The sequence below is a fragment of the Marivirga arenosa genome (assembly GCF_030503875.2).
Lineage (GTDB): Bacteria > Bacteroidota > Bacteroidia > Cytophagales > Cyclobacteriaceae > Marivirga > Marivirga arenosa.
In genome coordinates this window covers 1,479,640-1,495,000 of record NZ_CP129968.2, presented here as the reverse complement: position 1 = coordinate 1,495,000, position 15,361 = coordinate 1,479,640, and the positions used below count along the sequence as shown (strand labels likewise).

Annotated in this window: 16 protein-coding genes and 1 riboswitch; of the genes, 7 read left to right on the top strand and 9 right to left on the bottom strand. The window is 32.8% G+C overall.

Annotated elements, in window-relative coordinates:
- Positions 1 to 29 precede the first annotated feature (29 nt).
- Positions 30 to 659 (bottom strand): FecR family protein, encoded by a 630-nt coding sequence (locus tag QYS47_RS06490; RefSeq protein WP_302127186.1) that lies wholly within the window; start codon positions 657 to 659, stop codon positions 30 to 32.
- Between the two features lie 74 nt (positions 660 to 733).
- Positions 734 to 2,722, bottom strand: a complete 1,989-nt coding sequence (locus tag QYS47_RS06485; protein ID WP_322348101.1) for an alpha-amylase family glycosyl hydrolase — start codon at positions 2,720 to 2,722, stop codon at positions 734 to 736.
- Positions 2,723 to 2,915: 193 nt separating this feature from the next.
- Here QYS47_RS06485 and QYS47_RS06480 point away from each other — a divergent pair, with 193 nt between their 5' ends.
- A complete protein-coding gene (locus QYS47_RS06480; RefSeq protein ID WP_302104003.1) occupies positions 2,916 to 3,320 on the top strand; it encodes an OsmC family protein in 405 nt (134 codons plus the stop codon).
- Between the two features lie 35 nt (positions 3,321 to 3,355).
- Here QYS47_RS06480 and QYS47_RS06475 read toward each other — a convergent pair whose 3' ends face one another.
- From QYS47_RS06475 to QYS47_RS06445, 7 genes are all read right to left on the bottom strand, one after another.
- Positions 3,356 to 3,865: a hypothetical protein gene (locus tag QYS47_RS06475; protein ID WP_302127188.1), complete on the bottom strand. Its 510-nt coding sequence runs from the start codon at positions 3,863 to 3,865 to the stop codon at positions 3,356 to 3,358.
- 19 nt (positions 3,866 to 3,884) lie between these two features.
- Positions 3,885 to 4,748 carry a substrate-binding periplasmic protein gene (locus QYS47_RS06470; protein ID WP_302104001.1) on the bottom strand — a complete coding sequence of 288 codons (864 nt, stop codon included), beginning with the start codon at positions 4,746 to 4,748 and terminating at the stop codon, positions 3,885 to 3,887.
- A gap of 52 nt (positions 4,749 to 4,800) precedes the next feature.
- Complete coding sequence (locus QYS47_RS06465) at positions 4,801 to 5,496, bottom strand: tetratricopeptide repeat protein (RefSeq protein WP_322348100.1); 696 nt, start codon at positions 5,494 to 5,496, stop codon at positions 4,801 to 4,803.
- 55 nt (positions 5,497 to 5,551) lie between these two features.
- Positions 5,552 to 6,967, bottom strand: coding sequence for a CCA tRNA nucleotidyltransferase (locus QYS47_RS06460; RefSeq protein WP_322348099.1), 1,416 nt, complete (start codon positions 6,965 to 6,967; stop codon positions 5,552 to 5,554).
- 234 nt (positions 6,968 to 7,201) lie between these two features.
- Positions 7,202 to 7,822, bottom strand: coding sequence for a bifunctional nuclease family protein (locus QYS47_RS06455; protein ID WP_308357302.1), 621 nt, complete (start codon positions 7,820 to 7,822; stop codon positions 7,202 to 7,204).
- Positions 7,823 to 7,831: 9 nt separating this feature from the next.
- A complete protein-coding gene (locus QYS47_RS06450) occupies positions 7,832 to 8,788 on the bottom strand; it encodes an electron transfer flavoprotein subunit alpha/FixB family protein (RefSeq protein ID WP_302103998.1) in 957 nt (318 codons plus the stop codon).
- Between the two features lie 52 nt (positions 8,789 to 8,840).
- Positions 8,841 to 9,578: an electron transfer flavoprotein subunit beta/FixA family protein gene (locus QYS47_RS06445; RefSeq protein ID WP_322348098.1), complete on the bottom strand. Its 738-nt coding sequence runs from the start codon at positions 9,576 to 9,578 to the stop codon at positions 8,841 to 8,843.
- A gap of 131 nt (positions 9,579 to 9,709) precedes the next feature.
- Here QYS47_RS06445 and QYS47_RS06440 point away from each other — a divergent pair, with 131 nt between their 5' ends.
- From QYS47_RS06440 to QYS47_RS06415, 6 genes are all read left to right on the top strand, one after another.
- Entirely contained in the window at positions 9,710 to 10,030 is a 321-nt protein-coding gene (locus tag QYS47_RS06440) for a tetratricopeptide repeat protein (protein WP_302127192.1), read from the top strand.
- Between the two features lie 229 nt (positions 10,031 to 10,259).
- Entirely contained in the window at positions 10,260 to 11,483 is a 1,224-nt protein-coding gene (locus tag QYS47_RS06435) for an MFS transporter (protein ID WP_322348097.1), read from the top strand.
- A gap of 49 nt (positions 11,484 to 11,532) precedes the next feature.
- Positions 11,533 to 11,754: riboswitch (cobalamin riboswitch) on the top strand.
- A gap of 92 nt (positions 11,755 to 11,846) precedes the next feature.
- Positions 11,847 to 13,730: a TonB-dependent receptor plug domain-containing protein gene (locus QYS47_RS06430; RefSeq protein ID WP_322348096.1), complete on the top strand. Its 1,884-nt coding sequence runs from the start codon at positions 11,847 to 11,849 to the stop codon at positions 13,728 to 13,730.
- Position 13,731: 1 nt separating this feature from the next.
- Positions 13,732 to 14,778, top strand: coding sequence for a YncE family protein (locus tag QYS47_RS06425; protein WP_322348095.1), 1,047 nt, complete (start codon positions 13,732 to 13,734; stop codon positions 14,776 to 14,778).
- A complete protein-coding gene (locus QYS47_RS06420; protein ID WP_322348094.1) occupies positions 14,778 to 15,167 on the top strand; it encodes an acyl-CoA thioesterase in 390 nt (129 codons plus the stop codon). The genes QYS47_RS06425 and QYS47_RS06420 overlap by 1 nt, the downstream gene beginning before the upstream one ends.
- Complete coding sequence (locus tag QYS47_RS06415; RefSeq protein WP_302127196.1) at positions 15,164 to 15,322, top strand: DUF5522 domain-containing protein; 159 nt, start codon at positions 15,164 to 15,166, stop codon at positions 15,320 to 15,322. The genes QYS47_RS06420 and QYS47_RS06415 overlap by 4 nt, the downstream gene beginning before the upstream one ends.
- The last annotated feature ends 39 nt before the right edge of the window (positions 15,323 to 15,361 follow it).

Here is a 15,361-nt window from a genome sequence, read left to right as displayed (position 1 = left end):
CAATGATGAATTGAGGAGATTTTCATTTTTTAATTTGTAATTTTTTTAAGGCTTTTACCAATTTGCTTTCCAACATCCTCCAGTTCTTTCCCTACTTTCTTCGCTTCTTTATCAGCTTCCTTACTTTTATCTTTTACGATTTTTTCGAGTTCCTTAATTTCTTTATTAAATTTCTGATCAAACTTTTTTAATTCAATGGTCATTTTTGACATCCATTTCTTGAAACTCATTGGAGCTTTCCCAGTTTTTATACTTTTATTCCCTTTGTCATAAGATGCCATCTGACCTCTAGCCACCTTTTCAGATTTACCTTCAACAGAAAGGCTAACTTCTCCTTCTTCAACTTCAACCTCCATATTTTCACTATCCGACTTTAGATTGAATTCAGTACCTAACACTTCAACTATTCCTAATTCACCTTGAACTGTAAACGGCTTATCAGATTCTACTATAGAAAAATAACACTCCCCTTTTATAGCTACTTTTCTTTCATTAAATGATTCAACATATTCTAATTCAGAATTCTGATTTAAAAAAACAATACTACCATCTGGTAGATCTACCGCTTTATATTCATCTTCAGTTATAATCGTTTGCTTTGAACAAGCTGAAACTAGAATGGTAAAAATTAAAAATGGAAATAAATACTTTATATTCATTAGATATTAATTTAATTGAAATGCAAATTTAACAAATAGCCAATAATCAGTTCAAATTAATTATCCACTAGACGTTACTTCGCTTTTAATACAATAGCAGTTCTATTCACGCAGTAAATTTTAATAAAATCCCCTCCCTCTTTTTTAAAACTATGATGCACTGTATTTGAATCTAAACGATTATGTCCACCAAATTTTTCATCATCACTATTCAACAAGTACGTATAATCCCCTGCCTTAGTCACCCAAAATTCATAATCAGGAACAGAATTATTAGGATGAAAATTAAATACAAATATTAAATTCGCTCTTTCAAATATTAAAACCTTATTAGTCTCATCTATATTTAAAAGTTTAGCAGGTGAAGCATTTAGTACATTTTCACTTTTTAATAAATGGAGCATATCACTCTCAAAATCATTTAGGTAGTGATACTTTAATTCTTTATTGTCGACAAGTGACCATTGCCTCCTAGCATATTTATAACTCCAGTCATTTCCTTGTCTCGGAAAATCCATCCATTCAGGATGCCCAAATTCATTACCAATAAAGTTTAGATATGCCTCTCCACCAGCTGCAGCTGTAACCATACGAATCATTTTATGTAAAGCTATGCCACGATCAATGATTAAATTATCATCTCCTTTGGCCATATGCCAGTACATTTCCTTATCCATTAACCAAAAGGCCAAGGTTTTATCACCCACCATAGCCTGATCGTGCGACTCAGCATATGCAACCGTTTTTTCTTTATATCTTCTATTACTTAATACATTCCATATTTCCTGCACATTCCACTCTTCATCTTTTTTATGCTTTAACCATTTAATCCAATTATCAGGAATTCCCATACCTAAACGATAATCAAAGCCTAGCCCTCCATTTTCGATAGGTTGGCACATTCCAGGCATACCGCTCATGTCTTCAGCTATTGTAATGGCTTTGGGTTTTATAGTATGCACTAGAGTATTAGCTAATTGCAAATAGCGAACTGCATCCCAATCTACACCATCCTTAAAATATTTATCATAATGATCAAAACTCACATGATCACCATGATGATGGTATAGCATGGAAGTCACTCCATCAAAACGAAATCCATCAAAATGAAACTCTTCTAACCAGTATCTCAAATTAGATAATAAGAACCTTGATACTTCCTCCTTCCCATAATTAAACAATTTAGAATCCCAACCTGTGTGATATCCCTTACCTCCTTCATGGAAATATTGATTGTTAGTGCCATCAAAATCATTTAAGCCTTCTGCAAAGTTCTTTACTGAATGCGAATGCACAACATCCATAATAACTGCAATACCCATTTTATGCGCAGTATTAACTAATGACTTTAAATCATCAGGCGTACCAAACCGAGATGAGGGCGCATAAAAATTGGCTACATGATAGCCAAAGGAACCATAGTAAGGATGCTCGGCCACAGCCATTAACTGAATGCAATTATATCCCAAGTCTTTAATTCTTGGTAAGATATTTTCTTGAAACTCTTCAAAAGTCCCCACCCCTTCTTTTTCTTGAGCCATTCCTGGGTGGCATTCATAAATAACTGGATTCTTAACGGCATCTAAATCAAAATCTTGATCAGACCATTTATACTCACTGGAAGGTTGCCAGATTCTGCCAGTAAAATCATAACTCTCCTGATCTTGAGTAGCATATTTAATAAAGGCAGGAATTCTGTCATGAATACCATTAGCAGAGGTTATTCTTACCTTAACTGCAGACAAGTGCTTAAGTCCAGAATCTTTTGAAATTTCAACTTCCCAAATACCACCCTCTTTTCTAATCATCTTATGAGAATCGCTATCCCAATTATTGAAGTCACCCACCAATGATAAAGCCTCTGCACCAGGTGCCCATTCTCTATAAATAAATCCATTTCTAATTTTATGAAATCCAAGTTGATCATCAAGGCTGGCATACTTTTTTAAGCCACCGTATTCCTTTTTAATTCTGTCAATCTCATCTTTATAATAATTAAACCTTGTTTGAATATCTGATTCATAAGGCTCTAACCAAGGGTCATCTTTTATTAATTGTAACATTCTGAAGGCTTTAGGCTTTCTCTAAAGTAGAAAAAGTTTATCGAATCTTACAGTAAATGAATTATTAAGTTATTGACTTATTAATTTATAGATAAGATTGTAGATTTGCAGCCATTAAAAACCATAACAATTTGGGCAATCAATTAGTATATAGCTGATATTTTTAAACTTAAAATCAATTAAAAAAGAAGGAATGCGAGTAATAACAAATATGCTAGCTCCGAAGGAGTATGAAAGCAAGAATGAATCGGGTAATATCTTAAATATTGATATGTATGATTCTAAGGATAAAGACTACTTTGCCCCTATGGAGAGTCTTTTAGCTGCTTTAGCATCTTGTGCATGCGTTGATTTGGTAGAAATGATTAAGAAAAGAAGAAAGGAATTAATCGATCTTCAAGTTGAAACCATAGGAAAAAGAAGAGAAGAACATCCAAAAGCATACGAAAGCATTCATATGATTTTTACAGCTACTTCAAATAATTTGAAAGAAAACGAATTACTTAAGTTGGTAGAGTTGGCAACAGGAAAGTATTGTTCCGTTTCAGGAACTTTGAATATAAAAGCTACTTACGAGGTAATTATCAAAACCCTATGACTTGATAAAGAGGTTTTCAAATGAAAGCCTCTTTATCAAGTCAATAATCCTGTTTTATAATCAATTTTTTGATATTCTTCTTTAGTAAGCTTCAATGCTTTTCTCGCATTTGGGAGTTCAGGTCTGAAAAATGAACTGTATAATAATAGCCCAGTAAATAATCCCATTAATCCATTATGATAGGTCATACCGAAAACAATCACTGTTATGATCTGATATATCGCTAAACCAACATATTTAACCATAGTAGCACTTCTATATTTCTTCATTTTGAACAAAAGATTTTCTCCTTTTGCAGCTTCCTTATAATTTCTAGCTGTTATATAATGAAGCGCTAAAATTTCTACTAAAGCTAAAACAGTTACTATTAATACCACTGTATCTTCAATACTGGGAGAAATACTTAATATTTTAGAACTACCATTTTCGGCTCTAAGAAATACAATTGCAAACATAAATAATGGTACAGCCAATAAGCTATAATAAGTCATCTGCAATGATTGGAAAAACTTCTCCCAATATTTAAAATCTTCTTTAGTACTCATGAAATTTATATCTCCTAAATTATTCGCTAGCAGAGTCTAACAATTTTACTGCTGATAAACCTAAATGATCTACTAAAATTTTCTTGTATTCTGTTGTGTTTTTATAACCTCCATTTGCATTGAAAAACTCTTCTATGATAGGCTGCCAATCACTTGATTTAGGCATTACAAATGCAAACTCTTCAGAACCTTCATCTCCTACCTGGTGTCTTTTTAAAGGTTTTCTTTCTTTTACTGCAGCTAAATAAAAAGCTAAATCCAAGTATGATAATGACTTTTTATCAGATAAAATTTTATCCAAAACCGCAGGACTTGAATTCACATAGCTAATCTTTAAGTCAGGATAGTAATCAGATTTTAAATTATTAATTCTTTTCTCATTTAAGGTTCCTTTAGCAGTATAAGCTGTAAACCCATTGAACTTTTGAGAAATCTCACTCATAGAGCCTAGAGTAGGCACACTACTATGGGTAACTAAAATCGCAAAGTTGGTAATAAATGAAGGGCTGAAAAGAATTTCACTCTTTCTTGCCTCAGTAACCGTGATATTTCCTAAACCAAAAACACCATTTTTAGCATTTTTAACACCATTATACATAGCACTGAAGCTACTTCCATTCCCAAGGAAACGTGCATTTAAATTGATGCCGTGATTTTGCTTTACATATTGAATGAAATCATTCATGATATCAACACATACTCCTGTTAGTTTACCACTTTGATCTTTATAGACAAAGCCAGGTGTTTCTACATAAGTAAAAGTAACGGTGCCATTTCCAGCTGCTTTTGCAGTAGCATAATTATCACCACTTAATCTTTGAGAAAAAACGCTAATATTAGAAAGTAAGAAAATAAATAAAAGGGTAATTTTTAATAGCTTCATAATAAATTAATTTGGGTGATTCTTTATTTAAATCAATCTGTAAATAAATAAATTAGTTACCAGTATTCAAATTTTCTTTAGCTAAAGCATAGTTAGGGGCTAGCTTTAATGCATTATTAAAATATTTTTTTGCAGATTCCTCATCTCCTTTAGCTTTTGCTATAGATCCTTGCATGTTAAAGATCACGGCTTTGAAGGGAACTTGTATTTCATTTCCATCAGAATTATTAACGTATACCTTGCTTCCATCTACTATCGGTTTTCCTAAAAGCAATTCAATATTTAGCATTGCATCATCATATTTTTTTAAAGCATATTGTTTTTGAATCACTTCATATAATACAAATGCATCATCTGTAATATTGTATAATCTTTGATACATTTTCAAGGATTGATCTACTGCTCCAAGCTTGTCTAAACTTTGCGCACTGATTTGCAACATCATTTGATTATTAGGATTTACAGATAATGCATCTCTTGAAGCCAAAGCCGCAGAAGCAAATTGATTAAATTCAAAATATATATAAGCTAAGGAATCAATATATGATGCATTATTGGGCTGAAGAGCCATTAAATCATAAATAGCATTTTTAGCAGATTGAAAATCGTTATAACGAACTGATCTGTTGTATTTAAATTTTGCTCTTTTTATATCCTCCTCATCTTGAGCTTTTGTTTCAAAGCTAAAAGCAAACATTGACAAGGTTAACAACAATAAGAATACTTGAGTAAATCTTTTCATTTTCATATCTAGTTAAATTTGAAGCGGCCAATTCTGTGCCAACTCTTTAAATATTAAATATTTATAGTTTAATTAGGTTTAATTTTCGACCAACATCTAGCATAAACTGATAAGCCTCTTCCCTATTATTTTGAATCTTGCCATCTAAAATGGCTTCTTTGATCTCACTTTTGATAATTCCAATTTCTTTGCAAGGAGATAATCCAAAGGCCTTCATGATATCTTCACCTGAAACAGGCGGCTGAAAATTACGAACCTGATCTTTTTCCTCAACCTCTTTCATCTTCTGTTCAACCTTATCAAAATTAGCCCTAAACTGCTTTACCTTATTCATGTTTTTAGAGGTAACATCAGCTCTGCATAGGGTCATCAAGTCCTCAATATCATCACCCGCTTCAAACAGCAACCTTCTTACTGCATTATCAGTAATATTATCTCTTACTAAAGGAATAGGTCTTAAATGAAGTAGTACTAACTTTTGTACGTACTTCATTTTTTCATTTAAGGGCAGTTTTAACCGCTTAAAAATTTTAGGCACCATTCTAGCTCCCCTATCTTCATGTCCGTGGAAGGTCCATCCTTGCTTAGGATTGAATCGTTTTGTCGCTGGTTTAGCGATATCATGCAGAATAGCTGCCCATCTTAACCATAGGTCTCCACCATATTCAGCAGTGTTATCTAAAACTTGTAAAGTATGATAAAAATTATCTTTGTGTTTAAAGCCATTTTTTTCCTCAACACCATGCAATTCTACCATCTCAGGAAAGAATTGCTCTAATAATTTTGAATGATAAAGTAATTTAAAGCCATATGAAGGCTTTTCTGCCATGATGATTTTATTCAATTCATCAATTATTCTTTCTGCAGAAATGATTTTTAATCGTTCTGCATTTTTTGTAATGCTATCAAAGGTTTTTGGAGCGATATCAAAATTAAGCCGAGCTGCAAAACGAACTGCTCTCATCATTCTTAATGGATCATCAGAAAAAGTAACATCCGGCTCTAATGGTGTTTTGATAAGCTTTTTCTTTAAATCTTTAACCCCATCAAATGGATCAATTAATGCACCGTAATTCTCCTCATTAAGGCTAATTGCTAATGCATTTATGGTAAAATCTCTTCTATTTTGATCATCTTCTAGGGTACCTTCTTCTACAATTGGCTTCCTACTATCCCTTTGATAGGATTCCTTTCTAGCTCCAACAAATTCTAATTCTAAATCATTATAAAGTATGCTAGCAGTACCAAAGTTTTTGAAAATTTGAATTTTTTTATTCGGTCCTATATTCGAAGCTATTTCTTTAGCTAATTCAATTCCGCTACCTACGCAAACAAAATCAATATCCTTTGATGCTCTTTTCAAAATAAGGTCTCGAACATAACCTCCAACAATGTAGACCTCCACACCTAAAGATTGGGCGCTTTTTTTAACTAGCTCAAAAACGGGATGTTGTGCAAGAAATGCAGAGAAATTCATTGTTACTACTTAGACTTTTATGATAGCTGAAAAGATCATCAAATAACTCAAAGATGCATCTTTTTAAGCGACCGTAAATTTAGTATAATTTGATGATAAGCGTATGAAATAAGAAAGTATTTTACTTTTAATTTATACTTTATCAGAATGAAGATTTAAATGAAAAATATAAAAAAAGAGGTCTGATTTTTAGAAATCGAGACCTCTTTTCATTATTGCATAGCAGATGAATTATTAATTCCTTCTATTTATTTCATCTCTAATTTTAGCAGCTTTTTCATAATCCTCACTCTGAATCATTTTTTCCAACAATTCATTCAGCTTATCCATTGACATATTTTTCAATTTATCAAAATCAGATTTTGATTGTGGTGTTGAAGTTGAAGGTGAGGAAGATTTCTCTACGGGTTTTTTCAACTCAGAAATATCATCTTCATCTTTATCATCTGATAAAACAATTCCTGCTTCTGACATTATTTTCTCATACGTATAAATTGGAGCATCGAATCGAATTCCAATTGCAATGGCATCAGAAGGTCTACTATCAATCTCAACTGTTTCCATACCATTATCACAAACGATTTTTGCAAAAAACACTCCCTCTTTTAAATCCGATATCACTATTTCTTTAACCGAGTAGTTAAAGCTGTGAGCAAATGATTTAAAAAGATCATGTGTCATAGGTCTGTTAGGTACAATCTTTTCTATTTCGATAGCAATAGCCTGAGCTTCAAACATACCAATGATAATTGGTAATCTTCTGCTACCTTCAGATTCCCCTAAAACCAATGCAAATGAACCAGATTGTGACTGGCTAGATGATAAACCTAATATTTCTAATTTGATTTTATCCACAAGTGAATTTTAGTTTTGTGCTGCTTTAATTGCTTCAGTTAATTTTGGCACTACCTCAAATGCATCTCCCACTATACCGTAATCAGCTGCTGAGAAGAATGGTGCTTCTTCGTCTTTGTTGATTACTAATATATATTTAGAAGAATTAACACCCGCTAAGTGCTGAATTGCACCTGAAATACCTACCGCAATATACAATTGGGGAGAAACTTTTACACCCGTTTGCCCTACGTGCTCATGGTGAGGTCTCCATCCGATATCAGAAACAGGCTTAGAACATCCTGTTGCGGCACCTAATGTTTTTGCTAAATCTTCAATCATACCCCAGTTTTCAGGACCTTTTAATCCTCTACCACCAGAAACAACTAATTCAGCTTCCGGTAATAAAATTTCACCAGTTTGCTTTTCTTGCGAGGTAATTTTAACACCGAAATCTGAATCCTCTAAAGTAGGCTCAAATGCCTCTACAGTAGCATCTCCACCATCCTGCTTCAATTCAACAGCATTCTTTTTGATACCAATAATTTTATACTCTGTAGTCATTTCTACATTTGCGAAAGCTTTACCTGTGTAAATACTTCTTTTAACCGTAAATCCGCCAGAAGTATCAGGTAAATCTGCAACATTTGATACAAAACCAGCTTTCAATTTTGCTGCAATTCTAGCTGCAACAGGATCGCCTAAAGATGATTTTGCTAATACTAAAGTTTTAGCTCCTTCTTTTTCCATGGCCTGAGCAATAACCTTAGCATAAGGCTGAATTAATCCTTTTTCTAATTTGTCATCCGCTACGTGCAATACTTTTGAAGCACCAGCCGATCCAGCTGATTTTAAAACTGACTCGTCTATCGGGCCAATTGCTATTGCTGTTACATCTTCTCCCATTGCTGCCGCATAGGATACAGCCTCTAATGATGATTTTTTAATTTCGCCTTCAGCGTGTTCTATAAATACTAATATTGACATTTCTTTAATATAATTTCGTTCAACAATGATTAAATGAAAAATGAAAGATTGCTTAAATTACTTTAGCTTCATTCTTCAACAATTTCACCAACTCTTCCACATTGTCGGCATCAATCATTTTAACTTCACCTTTTTCTGGTGGCATCTCGTATTTCTGTAATTTAACAGCTTCGGAAGCATCAGAAGGAGCTATAACCTCTAATTTTTTACTTCTTGCAGACATAATTCCTCTCATGTTAGGAATTTTCCATTCTGCAATTGGCTCTTGACAACCTGCGATAAAAGGCAAATCTAATTCTAAATATTCTTTACCTCCTTCGATTTCTCTAGCAAGCTTAGCAGTTTGTCCTTCTATATCTAATTTCATAACTGGAGAAATTGCAGGTAATCCTAACAATTCGCCTACCATGCCATGAACCATACCACCATTAAAATCGATAGACTCTCTACCCATCATAATTAAATCATAACCAGCATCTTTTGCATGATTAGCAATTTGTTCGGCCACGAAGAATGAATCAGATGGTTCAGCATCGATTCTAATAGCATCATCAGCACCAATAGCTAGGGCTTTTCTGATAGTTGGTTCAGTTTCTGAAGTTCCTACATTTAATACTGTAACAGTACCTCCTGTTGCCTCTTTTAATTCAACAGCTCTGGCTAAAGCATAGTCATCATAAGGGCCTATGATATACTGTACACCATCTGAATTAAATTTTGTATTATCATCAGTAAATGAAATTTTAGCCGTAGTATCCGGCACGTGCGTTATGCAAACTAATATTTTCATAAAATATGTAAGTTTTTAGTTCTGAATCTTAAACAATTTTATTTAAGATAATTTGAAGATTTATTATGTATAACTGATATTAAGGCTCGAAGTTAAGTATAATTGAAAAAAATAAAAATTGATTTTATTGAATGAATGAGGATAGAATAGCTCAGCTCTGTAAATTTCGTAAAGAATCACCTAATGATCCTTTTATTATTTATGCTTTAGCCACAGAATACAAAGAAGAAGCTCCTGAAAAAGCAAAAGAACTTTTTGATGAATTATTAAAAAAACATGAAGATTACATCGGCACCTATTATCATGCTGCAGCTTTATATGCTGAATTTTTCGATAGAGATACCGCAGATGAAATTTATCAAAAAGGAATTTCAGTAGCACAGAAAAATGGTGAACACCATGCTTTAAGGGAATTACAAAATGCTTACACAAATTTTCAGTTTGAGGAATAAAGAATTTAATGGATAACAGAAATATTAATAAATTAGAGCATTAACCTATTCTTATTTTTCTAAAGGATTACTTTATAAAATTCTCTTCCTACATACAATATGAATCTTTCATTATACTCTAGACAATCAAAACTTTTTTAATCAACACTTAGCAGATAAATAATGTCACATTGATTACAGATAATTATAAGAAGAAATTTAATCTTTGCCTGAAAAAGCCTCTTTCTCCATGAATGATATACAGCTAGGTTTAAAACAAAATTGGAAACAATTCACATTATTAGTTATTGTGAATGCTTTTGTAGGAGGCATGGTTGGAATGGAGAGAAGCATTTTTCCTCAGTTTGCAGAATTGGAATTTGGTGTAGCCTCAAAAACTGCGATTCTTTCATTCATCACAGCTTTTGGAATTAGTAAAGCCATTGCCAATTATTATACGGGCAGACTAGCAAATAAAATTGGAAGAAGAAATTTATTACTCATTGGCTGGCTCATAGCTATACCAGTCCCTTTTATACTTATTTATGCTCCAAACTGGGCAATTGTTATTTTCGCTAATATCCTATTAGGAATAAGCCAAGGATTAACCTGGAGCAGCACTGTGGTCATGAAAATTGACCTAGTTGGCGAAAAAGACCGGGGCTTCGCTATGGGGTTAAATGAGTTTGCAGGCTATTTTGCGGTAGGTATAGTAGCATTTTTCACTGGCTATATTGCGAATAGTTATGGAGTTACTCCCTATCCTTTTTACATAGGAATATTCTTGTCCATTGTAGGTTTTATATTAACACTTATTTGGGTGAAGGACACCCGTGACTTTGTTCACAAAGAAAGTGGGACAGACAAAACCACAGAACTTAAAAATATTTTCGTAGAAACAACTTTTAAAAACAAAACTCTGAGTTCAGTAACACAAGCAGGTTTAATAAATAATTTAAATGATGGTATGATATGGGGACTGCTACCTATGATCCTTTTGAATCTAAGTTTTAATAATGAAAATATTGGAGTTATAACCGCTATTTATCCTACTGTATGGGGAATTGGTCAACTATTTACAGGAAAAATGTCCGACCATTATTCAAAAAAAGGAATGCTATTCTGGGGAATGTTAATGCAAGGCATTGCTATTTTCTTTATTCCTTATAGTAGTTCATTTTCGATACTTGCTGGTTTATCAGCCATATTAGGATTAGGAACAGCCTTGGTTTACCCTACCTTTTTATCTACAATAGCTCAAGCCACAAGCCCTAAACAAAGAGCCGAAAGTGTTGGGACTTTTAGACTATGGAGAGACTTAGGTTATGCATTTGGTGCTATTATTTCTGGAATCACCGCAGATTTATTAGGGGTAGAATATGCTATCATTTTAATAGCTATCTTAACCATTATATCCTCACTTATCATTCAATTCAGAATGCCCTCTGCAATCAAACAAATCGAAAATAACTAAGACAGACAGGTTCAAGATAATCATTTGTTAGTTCAAAGCCTTTTATCTACATTTGCATTAGAATTATGGTTTCTACATCATCAATATGCTGTAGAATTAAAAGGGAATTCGGTGATCAATCTTTAAAAATTGAAAGTCCGAAACTGTCCCCGCAACTGTAAGTCCAATTTTTATTAAAGTACAATCCCCTTGCCACTGTGCCGATTTTCGGTATGGGAAGGCCGCTACTTTAAGGACGAGTCAGGAGACCTGCCATAGCTCAAATTGATTTCGACTTTCGGGTGAAAGGTCAGGAATGTACTAAAGCTTATAGCACACTTTTTTACATCTGATTTTGACCGTGGTCGCATTAAAAAAAATGATATGCGATTAGGTGTTTTATTAATTTTAGCCTGCATTACGAACGTATTGCAGGCACAGGAGAATGATAGTATTCCACTTTTGAATGAAATTTCCGTTAATGGTAATTTTGAAAAACAATTTTTAAGTGGGAATGCAATTATATTGCCTAAAATAGAAGCTACTTCATTTTACAATGGAAATAATATTAGTGAAGTATTAAAACAAAATAGTAGCATTTATTTTAAAGAATATGGCAATGGAATGCTTTCAACCATTGCTTTCCGTGGTACCAGTGCTAGCCAAACATCTGTTCTATGGAATAACTTCAACATCAATAACTATACTTTAGGACAAACTGATTTCTCCTTAATTCCTACTCAAGCAATTGAAGAGATTTCCATTATTCCGGGAAGTGGAAGCAGTATGGGAGGTAGTGGGGCATTTGGAGGTGCAGTATTATTAGAAAACAATTTAAGCTATAAAGCTGCCAACCAGATTAAAATTAATCAGGAAGTTGGAAGCTTTGGATTTTCAAATAGTTATATCAATGCTTCAGGAAGTAATGAAAAATGGGCCTATTCAACCCGAACTTATTTTACCAATGCAAAAAATGATTTTGAAATACTTCAAACTGGTGAACTTCAAGAGAACGCTGCCTATAGTAAATGGGGGATAAATCAGAGCATTGGTTACAAAATAAGAAATACAGAGAGCATAAAGTTATCAATTTGGTATAATGACAACTTCAGAGAAATTCAAGCTCCTATTGGATCAAGTAGGGACGTAAATGAACAAAGTGATCATAACTTACGGACGCACCTTAATTATGAAAAGAATTTAAAAAATGGTTTCCTAAATGTCGGAACAGGCTATTTTATTGATGAATTAGATTATCGACTGAATGATGCGATTTCTTATTATAAAGTAAATAGATGGGAGAGCTTTTCAGATTATAAAATTCATTTTTTGAATTCTCATGAGCTAAAAATATCAGCTCGATATAATCATATTGAAGCTTTTAATCAGAATTATGAAAACGGTCAGGCGCTTGAGCAACGTTACAGTTTAAAAGCATTGCTTTCAGGGCAAATTAATCCGAAAATCAATTATGCGCTTCATTTAAGGCAACAATATATTCCAAAACAAAATATTCCAATTTCACCTTATGCGGGAATTTCATCAAAAATTATTGATCAAAGTAAGCATCAATTAGAATTAAAACTGAATTCATCTTACAACTACAGAGTACCCACATTAAATGATCGATTTTGGAATGAGTCAGGTAACTCAAATCTAAAATCAGAAACAGCATGGAATAAAGAAGTTTCATTGAATTCTAATCATAAATTCACTGACCTAAAAGTAAAATCTACAATTACAGCTTTTCATAATTTAGTTGATAATTGGATTCAATGGGTGCCGACAATAAACAATATTTGGAGTCCTAGAAATATAAAGCAAGTACTTACCGAAGGAATAGAAATTAGTACTGATTTTAAATGGGTATTTCCTTCTGATTTTGAAGTAAAATCAAACCTTCAATATAGTTATACTTCGTCCACCGTAATGGATTCAGAGGTGAATCCCACTGAAATTGGAAAACAATTAATATATACACCTATAAATAAAGCGACAGCCTTTTTTTCTATTAGGAAACATAACTTTTCTTTTAATACTTTTCATCAACTAACCGGTAGAGTTTATACCACTAGTAATAACTCTGAAATATTTTCTTTATCCCCTTTTTATCTAACAGATATTGGTCTGACATGGACTCCAAAAAATTGGGAAATATCCACAAAGATTAAAAATGTATTAGAACAGGAATATTTCCTGTATTCAGGCTTTGCCATGCCAGGAAGGAATTACCAATTAAGCATCACTAAAACTTTTAATATTTATTAGAATGAATCAAAAACACATTTACACTTTAGCTATTATTTCTCTTTCATTATTTCTGACAGCCTGTGGAGATCCAGAGGAAGTTCAATTAAAAACAGAAGGCGTTTACATTTATCATGAAGGGGGATTCGGAAGTAATAATGCTACAATAGGAACTTATAATCCTGAAAATTATGAGTACAATCCTGACCTATACAGAGGCCAAAATGGTGGATTTATTGGAGATGTACAGCAAAACATTTTGGTGGATGGCAATAATGACAGAATTTATAGCGTACTGAATGGTAGTAATGCTATTGATCTCATGACTTTGAATTTAAAATCAGAGGATAAAATACGTTTTGCTCAATTAGACAAACCAAGAGATATAGCAGTTAATGGAAATCTAGCTTTTATATCAAACTGGGGGCCATACAATGAAAATTTCACATTAACGAATAGCGAGATTTTTGTTGTGGATCTAAATACAAACGAACTGATTGAAAGTATACCAGTGCAAGAATATCCAGAGCATCTATATATTCAAAATAATAGGCTTATTGTTGGCCATTCTAATTTTGATGGCAGTATCAGTGAAATCTCCATTATCAATATTGATAATTTAGAAATAGAAAATACAATTGAAATGCCTGCTGGGCCAATGGAAATTATAGAGGATCAAAATAATAATGTATGGATAGTTTGTACTAGTGGGAGCATTGTAAAGCTGAGTACTTCCCTATCAGGAATAGCAAATCAAATCGATCATGAAAATGGAATTTTAGGTGATATTGATTATTTTGAAGGGAGTATATACTTCTTTTCTAATGATGAAATTTTTTCTTTAAACACTTCTGACAATAATGTTTCTTCAACAGGAATCAATGTAGAAATGGAAACCCCTTATGCTTTTGCAGTTGATCCCGCTTCAGGAGATTTCTATTTAGGAGATGCTTTAGATTATGCCAGTGAAGGACTTGTGTTAAGATATAGTTTTAATGGCGAATTAGAAGATACTTTCCAATCTGGAATCATCCCTACTCAGTTTTCATTTAATGTGGGAAGAAAATAATGGTTAATTCGCAAAATCAAAGAATAGGTAACTCAATTACAAAAGTAACAAAAGCTATATTTCCAAATACAACAAATCATTATGATACACTTTTTGGAGGTACGGCTTTACAATGGATGGATGAAGTAGCATTTATTACTGCCACCCGATATTCCAGACAAAAAATGGTTACTGTTAGTAGTGATAAAATTGATTTTAATAAAGCAATTCCTGCTGGAACTATTGTAGAACTTGTAGGAGAAATAGTAAGAATTGGAAAAACGAGCTTAGAAGTCAGAGTTGATGTCTTTACTGAAGAGATGTATTCTGAAAACAGAGAAAAATCAATTTCTGGTAACTTTACTATGGTTGCAATTGATGAGAATAAGGATCCAATAACAATTAAATGAATAGTAAAAAAGTTAAATTAGAAGATGGTGATTTCTACATGGAAAATGGATTTTTCGTTTTTACCGAAAAATATCATCTAAAACGTGGATATTGTTGTGGTAATAAGTGTAGGCATTGTCCTTACGATCACAAGAATGTGAAATCAAAAAAATAAAGAACAATTTATAATTATTTTTTTACTTTCGTATTAACC

What these genes read in the sequence shown, in the direction of transcription:
- QYS47_RS06445 (WP_322348098.1), bottom strand. Translation starts at nt 9,578, where the DNA reads ATGAAAATATTAGTTTGCATAACGCACGTGCCGGATACTACGGCTAAA.
- QYS47_RS06430 (WP_322348096.1), top strand. Translation starts at nt 11,847, where the DNA reads ATGCGATTAGGTGTTTTATTAATTTTAGCCTGCATTACGAACGTATTG.
- QYS47_RS06415 (WP_302127196.1), top strand. Translation starts at nt 15,164, where the DNA reads ATGAATAGTAAAAAAGTTAAATTAGAAGATGGTGATTTCTACATGGAA.
- QYS47_RS06485 (WP_322348101.1), bottom strand. Translation starts at nt 2,722, where the DNA reads ATGTTACAATTAATAAAAGATGACCCTTGGTTAGAGCCTTATGAATCA.
- QYS47_RS06480 (WP_302104003.1), top strand. Translation starts at nt 2,916, where the DNA reads ATGCGAGTAATAACAAATATGCTAGCTCCGAAGGAGTATGAAAGCAAG.
- QYS47_RS06490 (WP_302127186.1), bottom strand. Translation starts at nt 659, where the DNA reads ATGAATATAAAGTATTTATTTCCATTTTTAATTTTTACCATTCTAGTT.
- QYS47_RS06450 (WP_302103998.1), bottom strand. Translation starts at nt 8,788, where the DNA reads ATGTCAATATTAGTATTTATAGAACACGCTGAAGGCGAAATTAAAAAA.
- QYS47_RS06470 (WP_302104001.1), bottom strand. Translation starts at nt 4,748, where the DNA reads ATGAAGCTATTAAAAATTACCCTTTTATTTATTTTCTTACTTTCTAAT.
- QYS47_RS06420 (WP_322348094.1), top strand. Translation starts at nt 14,778, where the DNA reads ATGGTTAATTCGCAAAATCAAAGAATAGGTAACTCAATTACAAAAGTA.
- QYS47_RS06475 (WP_302127188.1), bottom strand. Translation starts at nt 3,865, where the DNA reads ATGAGTACTAAAGAAGATTTTAAATATTGGGAGAAGTTTTTCCAATCA.
- QYS47_RS06435 (WP_322348097.1), top strand. Translation starts at nt 10,260, where the DNA reads ATGAATGATATACAGCTAGGTTTAAAACAAAATTGGAAACAATTCACA.
- QYS47_RS06460 (WP_322348099.1), bottom strand. Translation starts at nt 6,967, where the DNA reads ATGAATTTCTCTGCATTTCTTGCACAACATCCCGTTTTTGAGCTAGTT.
- QYS47_RS06465 (WP_322348100.1), bottom strand. Translation starts at nt 5,496, where the DNA reads ATGAAAATGAAAAGATTTACTCAAGTATTCTTATTGTTGTTAACCTTG.
- QYS47_RS06425 (WP_322348095.1), top strand. Translation starts at nt 13,732, where the DNA reads ATGAATCAAAAACACATTTACACTTTAGCTATTATTTCTCTTTCATTA.
- QYS47_RS06440 (WP_302127192.1), top strand. Translation starts at nt 9,710, where the DNA reads ATGAATGAGGATAGAATAGCTCAGCTCTGTAAATTTCGTAAAGAATCA.